This is a genomic window from Ramlibacter sp., assembly GCF_035554825.1.
Taxonomy (GTDB): Bacteria; Pseudomonadota; Gammaproteobacteria; order Burkholderiales; family Burkholderiaceae_C; genus Ramlibacter.
Map to the genome: position 1 here is coordinate 24,517 of NZ_DATMHS010000034.1, position 9,000 is coordinate 33,516.

Genomic DNA, 9,000 nt, shown 5'->3' on the forward strand with positions numbered 1-9,000 from the left:
CGGGTGGAATCACTTCGAAGTCGATGCGGCGACGGCCGCGGCCGGTGCCGGGTCGGGACGGGCGCCGCCGCCGAGGGCGCGGGCCAGCCCCACCTGCGTGTCGGCGGCACGCGCGGCGAGGTCGACCGCCAGGCGCCGCTGGTTCAGCACCGCCGTCTCGGCCGTGAGCACGTGCAGATAGGTGCCCAGGCCGGCCCGGTAGCGCTGGCGCGCGAGTTCGTAGGCGGCCTCGGCCGAGGCCTGGGCGTCGCGCTGCTGCGCCTGCTGGCGGGCGATCGATTGCGCCGAGGCCACCTGGTCGGCGGTGTCGCGGATCGCGTCCAGCACCGCGGCGTTGTAGCTCTCGATCGCCGCGTCCAGGTCGGCCGTCTTGCCGCGCAGGTTCGCGCGCAGCCGGCCGGCATCGAAGATCGGCAGATGGACCGCCGGGCCGAGCGACCACTGCGTGCTGCCCAGGTCCAGCAGCTTGTTCAGGCCGAAGCTGGACAGCCCGACCAGGCCGACGATGTTGACGCTCGGATAGAACTGCGCCTTGGCGCCGCGCACGTCCTGGCCTGCGGCTTCGACGCGCCAACGGGCGGCGACGACGTCGGCGCGCTGGCCCAGCAGGTCGCTCGGCAGCTGCGCCGGCAGCGGCAGCGCCTTCAGGCGGGCGAGCGACGGCTGGGTGGTGACGACCTCGCGGTTGCCCTGGCCGGTGAGCGCCGCCAGCGCGTGCTGCGCCAGCGCCGCCTGCTCGCGCAGGGCTTCGATCTGCTGGCGGGTCTCCGGCAGCGCGCCTTCGCTCTGTCGCAGTTCCAGATTGGTGTCGAGGCCGGCACGCACGCGGTCGCCGACCAGCCGCAGCGACTCCTCGCGCTGCGCCAGCGTGCGCTGCGCGACGGCCAGCTGGTCGTTCGCGCGGGCCAGTTGCAGGTAGGCCCGCGCCACGTTGCTGGCCAGCAGCACCCGGGCGGCCTGGGTGTCGGCCTCGGCGGCGCGCGAGGCGCCGAGCGCCGCTGCCAGCGCCGCCTGGTGCCGGCCGAAGAAATCGAGCTCCCAGCTGCCGGAGACGCCGAGGTCGGCCGTGGTCCGGTTGGAGCCGGCGATCGGCGGCGGATACAGGCCGTTTTCCGTGAAGTGCTGGCGCGTGGCGCTGGCATTGCCGTTGACCTGCGGCTCGCCGTTGGCGCGAGCGCCTTCGGCGGCGGCCTGGGCCCGCGCCAGCCGCGCCTGCGCGAGCTGCAGGCTCGGATGGCCGGCCAGCGCCTGCGCGATCAAGGCATCGAGCTGCTGGTCGCCGAACTCGCGCCACCACGCGTCGCCGACGCGAAAGGCGGACCCGGCGGGAGCGGCGCCGAGGCCGACCGATTCGGCGCTGCGCAGCGCGGACTGCGGCGCGATGCCGCCCATGTTGGCGCAGCCCGCCAGGGCCAGCGCGGCGGCGAGCGCCGCCAGCCGGGGGAAGGTGGAAGTGGTTTTCATGATTGGGTCTCGCGCTGGGCGTGCAGGTCCTGCGCATTGCGCAGCATGCGTTCGAGCATGTCGCGCAGCTGCTGCCACTCTTCGGAGGTGAACCCGCGCAGCGCCGCGTTCTGGACGCCACACAGCACCGCGGGCACGTTCTGGACCGCGGCCCTGCCCTCGTCGGTGAGTTCGAGGTTGACGACCCGGCGGTCGGCGCTGGAGCGCACGCGGCGCACCAGCCCCTTGGCCTCCAGCCGGTCGAGCAGGCGGGTCATGCCGCCGGTGTCGAGCTGGCAGGCCCGCGCCAGCTCCGCCACGGTCGACACGCTGCCCAGGTGCAGCTTGTACAGCGGCAGCCACTGCGCGTTGGTCAGGCCGCAGGAGTCGAACTGGCGCTCGATCTCGCCGGACAGCTCGTGCACGATGCGGCGCATCAGGAAGCCGACGCTCTCCTGCGGCCGGTACGCCGCGGGGCGATAGAAGGCCGTCGGCGCGGCCGCTGGCGGCCGGGTGGATTTGCGGGACTCGGACATGGGGCGCGATTATTAGTTGCCTAGGCAGATATTGTCAAGTCTTCCTTTGCCTCGGCAATTTTGACTACACTGCCGCCATGGCTGCTCCCTCCTCGCTGCCCGCCAAGGGCTCGCCCCGATCGCTGAGCGGTCTGCTCCCCTTCATGCGCCCCTACCGCGGCCGCATCGGCCTGGCCGGCCTGTTCCTGCTGCTGGCCGCGGGGGCCACCCTGCTCTTTCCGGTGGCCCTGCGCAGCCTGATCGACGCCGGCCTGAGCGCCGGGGCGAAAGGACAGCAGCTGGTGGCCCTGCGCTCGCATTTCCTCGAGCTCTTCGGCGTGGCCGTGGCGCTGGGCCTGGCGTCGGCGGCGCGCTTCTACATGGTGAGCTGGCTCGGCGAGCGCGTGACGGCCGACCTGCGCGACGCCGTCTATGCCCACGTGCTGGCGCAGAGCCCGGAGTTCTTCGAGACGACCCAGACCGGCGAGGTGCTGTCGCGGCTGACGACCGACACGACCCTGGTGCAGACCGTGGTCGGCTCGCAATTGAGCCTCGGTCTGCGCAACCTGGTGATGGGCACCGGCGCGCTGGGCATGCTGGTCTGGACCAATCCGCAGGTGATGACCCAGGTGCTGCTGATCATCGTGCTGGTGGTGCTGCCGACGACGTGGTTCGGGCGGCGCGTGCGGCGGCTGTCGCGCGCCAGCCAGGACCGGGTGGCCGATTCCAGCGCGATCGCGGCCGAAGTGCTGAACGCGATCCCGGTGGTGCAAAGCTACACCGCGGAATCGCGCGAGGCCGACCGCTTCCACCACGCCACCGAGAGCGCCTTCCGCACCGGCGTGCGCCGCACCAGGGCCCGCGCCGTGCTGGTCGCCTTCATCATCATCTCCACCGCCGCCCTGCTGCTGTGGGGCTTGTACCAGGGCACGCAGGCGGTGATCGCCGGGACCATGACGGCCGGGCATCTGGGCGAGACGGTGGTGTACGTGATCATCCTGGCCGGCGCGGTGGGGGTGCTGGGCGAGGTGTACGGCGACCTGCTGCGCGCCGCCGGCGCCACCGAACGCCTGATGGAATTGCTGGACAGCCGCTCGCCGGTCGCCTCGCCGGCAGCCCCCGTCGCGCCGGCGCCCGCGGCCGCCGGCAGCGCGGTGGCGTTCGAGGCCGTGACCTTTCACTATCCGTCACGCCCGGCGACGCCGGCGCTCAGGGAGTTCAGCCTGCCGGTGGCCGCCGGCGAGACACTGGCCCTGGTGGGGCCGAGCGGCGCCGGCAAGAGCACGGTGTTCCAGCTGCTGCTGCGCTTCTACGACCCGCAAGCCGGCCAGATCGTGCTCGACGGCGTGCCCACGCGCCAGCTGGCGCTGCACGAGCTGCGCTCGCGCATCGGCATCGTGCCGCAGGACGCGGTGATCTTCTCGGCCAGCGCGCTGGAGAACATCCGCTACGGGCGCCCGGACGCCGGCGACGAGGCGGTCGTGGCCGCCGCGCGCGCCGCCTTCGCCCACGACTTCATCGCCGCGCTGCCGCAGGGCTACGACACGTTCCTCGGCGAGCGCGGGGTGCGGTTGTCGGGCGGCCAGCGCCAGCGGATCGCCATCGCCCGCGCGATCCTGAAGAATCCGCCGCTGCTGCTGCTCGACGAAGCCACCAGCGCCCTGGACGCCGAGAGCGAACGCATGGTGCAGGCGGCGCTGGAGTCGGCGATGCGCGATCGCACGACGCTGGTGATCGCCCACCGGCTGGCCACGGTGCAGCGCGCCGACCGCATCGTGGTGCTGGACCACGGCCGCATCGTGGAGCAGGGAACGCACGAGTCGCTGCTGGCCGCCAACGGCGTCTACGCCCGGCTGGCGGCGCTGCAGTTCATGGATTGAAGCGGGAGCGGACTCCTGAACGCAGAGGACGCAAAGGACTCGCAGAGGACGCAGGGGAAGAGAACATCAAGGGATTTCTCTGCGTCCTTTGCGCATTCTCTGCGACCTCTGCGTTCAAGGGAATTGGTGTTGCGCGTGGCCGCGCGCGAAGCGCCGCCTACTGCAAAGGCTCCTTCAGGGCCTTCGGGATCGGCAGGGGCAGCACGCCGATGCCCTCCTCCAGCAGCGCCCGGGTCTGCTCGGGCGTGGCCTGGCCGCGGATGCCGCGCTCCCCGGCCTCGCCGTAGTGGATCTTGCGCGCCTCCTCGGCGAAGCGCTCGCCGACGTCCTCGGTGTTGGCCATCACGTGGCGCACCATCTTCAGCCAGGCGGCCTGCAGGCCCGCGTCGGGCGTGGCCATCACTTCCTGCTTGCCGGCGGGCGCCGGCGCGGCCGCGCCGAGGTTCAGCCGCGGCGCGCTCAGCAGCTTGACGACGGCCCGGTCGCCGCACAGCGGGCATTCGACCAGGCCGCGGCCCAGCTGCCCCTGGAATTCTTCTTCCGAGGCGAACCAGCCTTCGAACTGGTGGTGGGCGGAACACTGGAGGTCAAGCACCTTCATGGCAATGCAATTATGTCCTCCAGTCGAGTTTCCAAGCCCCCGCCAGGACGTTCTGCAGCCACAGTGCGCCCACCAGCGTCTTGGAATCGGTGATGGTGCCGTCGCCGCACCACGCGATCAGCTGCTGCGGGGTGGCGGTGACGACTTCCAGGAACTCCTCGTCGTCCAGCCGCCGTTCCTGCAGCTGCAGCCCGCGCGCGAACCACAGCTCGATGAACTCGGTGGAGTACGAGATCACCGGGTGCAGCACGCAGGCACGGGCCCACTCGCGCGCGGTGTAGCCGGTTTCCTCCAGCAGCTCGCGCCGGCCGCAGGCCAGCGGATCCTCGCCCGGATCGAGCTTGCCGGCCGGGAATTCCAGCATCACGCGGCGCATCGGCCAGCGGTACTGGCGCTCCAGCACGAGCCGGCCGTCGTCGAGCAGCGGGATCATGCACACGGCGCCCGGATGCTTGACGTATTCGCGGGTGGCCGAGCCGCCGTCGGGCAGGCGGACGGTGTCGCGAAAGGCATGCAGGAAGTTGCCCTTGAGGATTTCCTCGCTCGCGAGCGGCTGCTCGATCAGGTGGCGGTCGTCGGAAGTCGGTTTCAATTCGGGTTCCCCGGTTGGGAGGCAGCGCCAAACGAAGATGCCGCCCGCAGGCGGCATCTTGCTCGCGCCGGGGCGCCTCAGGTGCTCAGCATCTTGACGATCGACTGCGCGCACAGCGCCATCAGGCCGCCGGGCAGGATGCCCAGGATCAGCACCAGCGCGCCGTTGAGCGAGAGCACCACCCGCACCTCGGGCGAGGCCGACACCGTGGTCGCCGTGATCGGGGCGTCGAAGTACATCACCTTCACCACCCGCAGGTAATAGAACGAGCCGATCAGCGACATGATCACCGCGAAGATGGCGAGCCAGAGGTACGGCTCCTGGCCCGAGGCGATCAGCGCCTGCAGCACCGCCAGCTTGGCATAGAAGCCGACCAGCGGCGGGATGCCGGCCAGCGAGAACATGCACACGGCCATGACGCCGGCGTACAGCGGGCTGCGCTGGTTCAGGCCCGCCAGGTCGGCGATCTCCTCGCTCTCGAATCCTTCGCGCGCCAGCAGCAGGATGACGCCGAAGCTGGCGAGCGTCGTCAGCACGTAGGTGATGATGTAGAACATCGCCGAGCTGTAGGCGTTGGCGGCCGACAGCGTCTTGCCGCCGACCACGCCCGACAGCAGGCCGAGCAGCACGAAGCCCATCTGCGAGATGGTGGAGTAGGCCAGCATCCGCTTCAGGTTGGTCTGCGCGATGGCCGCCAGGTTGCCGATCAGCAGCGAGCCGATCGCCATGATCGCCAGCATCTGCTGCCAGTCGATCGCCAGCGGCAGCAGGCCTTCGACCAGCAGCCGGATCGCGATCGCGAACGCGGCCAGCTCCGGCGCGCTGCCGATCATCACCGTGACGGCCGTCGGCGCGCCCTGGTAGACGTCGGGGATCCACATGTGGAACGGCGCCGCGCCCAGCTTGAAGGCCAGCCCGGCGACGATGAACACCAGGCCGAACACCAGCACCTGGTGCTTCACCTGGCCGGAGTTGACGATCTTGAAGACGGTGGAAATGTCGAGCGAGCCGGTGGCGCCGTACAGCATCGACATGCCGTAGAGCAGGAAGCCGCTGGCCATCGCGCCGAGCACGAAGTACTTCATCGCCGCCTCGGTCGAGGCGCCGTGGTCGCGGCGCAGCGCCACCAGCGCGTAGCTGGACAGCGTCAGCAGTTCCAGGCCGAGGTAGATCACCAGGAAGTTGCTGCCCGAGATCATCACGAAGATGCCCAGCAGCGAGAACAGCGCCAGCGTGAACAGCTCGCCGCCGCGCAGCATGTCGCGGTCGGCGGCGTACGGACGGCCGTACACCAGGCACACCAGCATCGCGATCGAGGCGAAGCACTTGAGCCAGTTGCCCATCGCATCGACCACGATCATGTTGCCGAAACCGTAGGCGGTGCCGCCGTCCGCGGCGGCCGAGCCGGTCATGAACGCGACGACGGCCAGCGTGGCGACCGAGAGCACGTAGGTGAGCGTGCGGCGGGCGCTGGTCACGCCCAGGTCGACCATGGCGATGACGCACGCCATCACCAGCAGCACCAGTTCGGGGTAGATCGTCGTCCAGCTGAGTTGTTCAATCATTTTGAGTCGTCCTGCCCGGGCTCACAGTTTCGAAGTGGCGACGTGCTTGAGGAAGTCGACCACCGACGCGTTCATGATGTCCGTGTACGGTTTCGGATAGATGCCCATCGCGAGCACCGCGACCGCCAGCAGCGCCAGCATCAGGAATTCGCGGCTGTTGATGTCGGTGAGCTGGCGCACGTGGTCGTTGCCGACCGGTCCCAGGTACACCCGCTTGAACATCCACAGCGTGAAGGAGGCGCTCAGGATCAGCGAGGTGGCCGCCGTCGCGGCGACCCAGAAGTTGGCACGCACCGAGCCCAGGATCACCATCCACTCGCCGACGAAACCGGCCGTGGCCGGCAGTCCGCTGTTGGCCATGGCGAACAGCAGCGCGAACGCGGTGAAGTTGGGCATGGTGTTGACCACGCCGCCGTAGCTGGCGATCTGGCGCGAGTGCATCCGGTCGTACAGCACGCCGATGCACAGGAACATCGCGGCGGAGGTGAAGCCGTGGGCGATCATCTGGATGATGCCGCCGGCCACGCCGATGTCGTTGAAGATGAAGAAACCCAGCGTCACGAAGCCCATGTGGGCCACCGACGAATAGGCCACCAGCTTCTTCATGTCCTGCTGCACCATCGCCACCAGGCCGACGTAGACCACCGCGATCAGCGACAGGCCGATCATCAGCCACGACCACTGGTGGGCCGCGTCGGGGGCGATCGGCATCGAAAAGCGCAGGAAGCCGTAGGCGCCGAGCTTCAGCATGATGGCCGCCAGCACCGCCGAGCCGCCGGTGGGCGCCTCCACGTGCACGTCGGGCAGCCAGGTGTGCACCGGCCACATCGGCACCTTCACGGCGAAAGCGGCGAAGAAGGCGAAGAACAGCAGCGTCTGCGCCAGGCTCGACAGCGGCAGCTTGTGCCAGGTGAGGATGTCGAAGCTGCCGCCGGACTGGGTGTACAGGAAGATCAGCGCGATCAGCATCAGCAGCGAGCCGAGCAGCGTGTACAGGAAGAACTTGAACGCCGCGTAGATCTTGTTCGGGCCGCCCCACACCCCGATGATCAGGTACATCGGAATCAGGGTCGCCTCGAAGAAGGTGTAGAACAGGATGCCGTCGAGCGCGGCGAACACGCCGATCATCAGCCCCGACAGGATCAGGAAGGCGGCCATGTACTGGTTGACGCGCTCGGTGATCGACTCCCAGCTGGCGATGATCACGATCACCGTGATGAACGCCGTCAGCAGCACGAACCAGAACGAGATCCCGTCGATGCCCAGGTGGTAGTTGACGTTGAAGCGGTCGATCCAGGGCGCCTTCTCGACGAACTGCATCGCGGAGGTGGCGGTGTCGAAGCCCGAGTAGAGCGGCAATGTCACCGCCAGCCCGGCCAGCGCGCCGATCAGCGCGATCCAGCGCACCATCCGGGCCTGGTCGTCCCGTCCCAAAGCCAGCAGCACAGCACCGAAGAAGACCGGTGTCCAGATGGCGAGGCTCAGCAAACCCATTTTGTTCTTCCGTCTTTGCTTGTGTTCAGGTGGGCGGCGTCTTCAGCGGTTGAGCCAGACGAACCACGTCATCAGCACGAACACGCCGATGATCATCGCGAATGCGTAGTGGTAGATGTAGCCGGTCTGCACCCAGCGGACCACGCCGGCGACCCAGCCGACGGCGCGCGCGCTGCCGTTGACCAGCGCGCCGTCGATCACGCCCTCGTCGCCGCCGCGCCAGAGGCCGCGCCCCAGCAGCCGCGCGCCGCGGGCGATGACGTTCTCGTTGAACCAGTCGAAGTAGTACTTGTTCTCGAGGATCGTGTAGATCGGGCTGAAGATGCGCTTGATCGCGGCCGGCAGCGCCGGGTTGACCAGGTACATGTACCAGGCGGCGACGACGCCGGCCAGCGACAGCCAGAACGGCAGCGCCGTGAAGCCGTGGATCGCCATCTGCACCGGGCCGTGGAATTCGCGGGCCAGGTCGGCCATGGCCGGATGCTTGTCGGCGTCGATCAGGATCGCGTCCTTCAGGAAACCGCTGTACAGCATCGGCTCGATCGTCAGGAAGCCGATCACCACCGAAGGCAGCGCCAGCAGGATCAGCGGCACCGTCACGACCCAGGGCGACTCGTGCGGGTGGTGCTGCTCGCCGTGGCCGTGCGCATCGTGGCCGTGGCCGTGGTGGGCATCGGGGTTCTGGTCGAAACGCTCCTTGCCGTGGAACACCAGGAAGTACATCCGGAACGAGTAGAAGGCCGTGACGAACACGCCGGCGGTCACCGCGAAGTAGGCGAAGCCGTGGCCGGGGATGTGGCTGGCGTGGACGGCCTCGATGATGCTGTCCTTGGAGTAGAAGCCGGCGAAGAACGGCGTGCCGATCAGGGCCAGCGAGCCGAGCAGCGAGGTGATCCACGTGATCGGCATG

Annotated in this window: 7 protein-coding genes and 1 pseudogene; 1 reads left to right on the forward strand and 7 read right to left on the reverse strand. The window is 69.0% G+C overall.

The features are described 5' to 3' along the window. Window positions 1–9 precede the first annotated feature (9 nt). Window positions 10–1,464: an efflux transporter outer membrane subunit gene (locus VNT59_RS03360; RefSeq protein WP_325496612.1), complete on the reverse strand. Its 1,455-nt coding sequence runs from the start codon at window positions 1,462–1,464 to the stop codon at window positions 10–12. Next, entirely contained in the window at window positions 1,461–1,979 is a 519-nt protein-coding gene (locus VNT59_RS03365; protein ID WP_325496614.1) for a MarR family transcriptional regulator, read from the reverse strand. The genes VNT59_RS03360 and VNT59_RS03365 overlap by 4 nt, the downstream gene beginning before the upstream one ends. Before the next feature lie 77 nt (window positions 1,980–2,056). On the opposite strand from VNT59_RS03365, the gene VNT59_RS03370 reads away from it, so the two are divergent. Then, window positions 2,057–3,838 carry an ABC transporter transmembrane domain-containing protein gene (locus tag VNT59_RS03370; protein WP_325496616.1) on the forward strand — a complete coding sequence of 594 codons (1,782 nt, stop codon included), beginning with the start codon at window positions 2,057–2,059 and terminating at the stop codon, window positions 3,836–3,838. A gap of 157 nt (window positions 3,839–3,995) precedes the next feature. Here VNT59_RS03370 and VNT59_RS03375 read toward each other — a convergent pair whose 3' ends face one another. From VNT59_RS03375 to VNT59_RS03395, 5 genes and pseudogenes are all read right to left on the reverse strand, one after another. Further along, window positions 3,996–4,439 carry a DUF1178 family protein gene (locus tag VNT59_RS03375; RefSeq protein ID WP_325496618.1) on the reverse strand — a complete coding sequence of 148 codons (444 nt, stop codon included), beginning with the start codon at window positions 4,437–4,439 and terminating at the stop codon, window positions 3,996–3,998. A 10-nt stretch (window positions 4,440–4,449) separates the two neighbouring features. Further along, window positions 4,450–5,031 (reverse strand): NUDIX hydrolase, encoded by a 582-nt coding sequence (locus VNT59_RS03380; protein WP_325496620.1) that lies wholly within the window; start codon window positions 5,029–5,031, stop codon window positions 4,450–4,452. Window positions 5,032–5,108: 77 nt separating this feature from the next. After that, window positions 5,109–6,596 (reverse strand): NADH-quinone oxidoreductase subunit NuoN, encoded by a 1,488-nt coding sequence (gene nuoN / locus VNT59_RS03385; protein WP_325496622.1) that lies wholly within the window; start codon window positions 6,594–6,596, stop codon window positions 5,109–5,111. A 21-nt stretch (window positions 6,597–6,617) separates the two neighbouring features. Further along, window positions 6,618–8,090, reverse strand: coding sequence for an NADH-quinone oxidoreductase subunit M (locus VNT59_RS03390; RefSeq protein WP_325496624.1), 1,473 nt, complete (start codon window positions 8,088–8,090; stop codon window positions 6,618–6,620). Window positions 8,091–8,132: 42 nt separating this feature from the next. Next, window positions 8,133–9,000: pseudogene (locus VNT59_RS03395) on the reverse strand (NADH-quinone oxidoreductase subunit L); the annotation flags it as partial.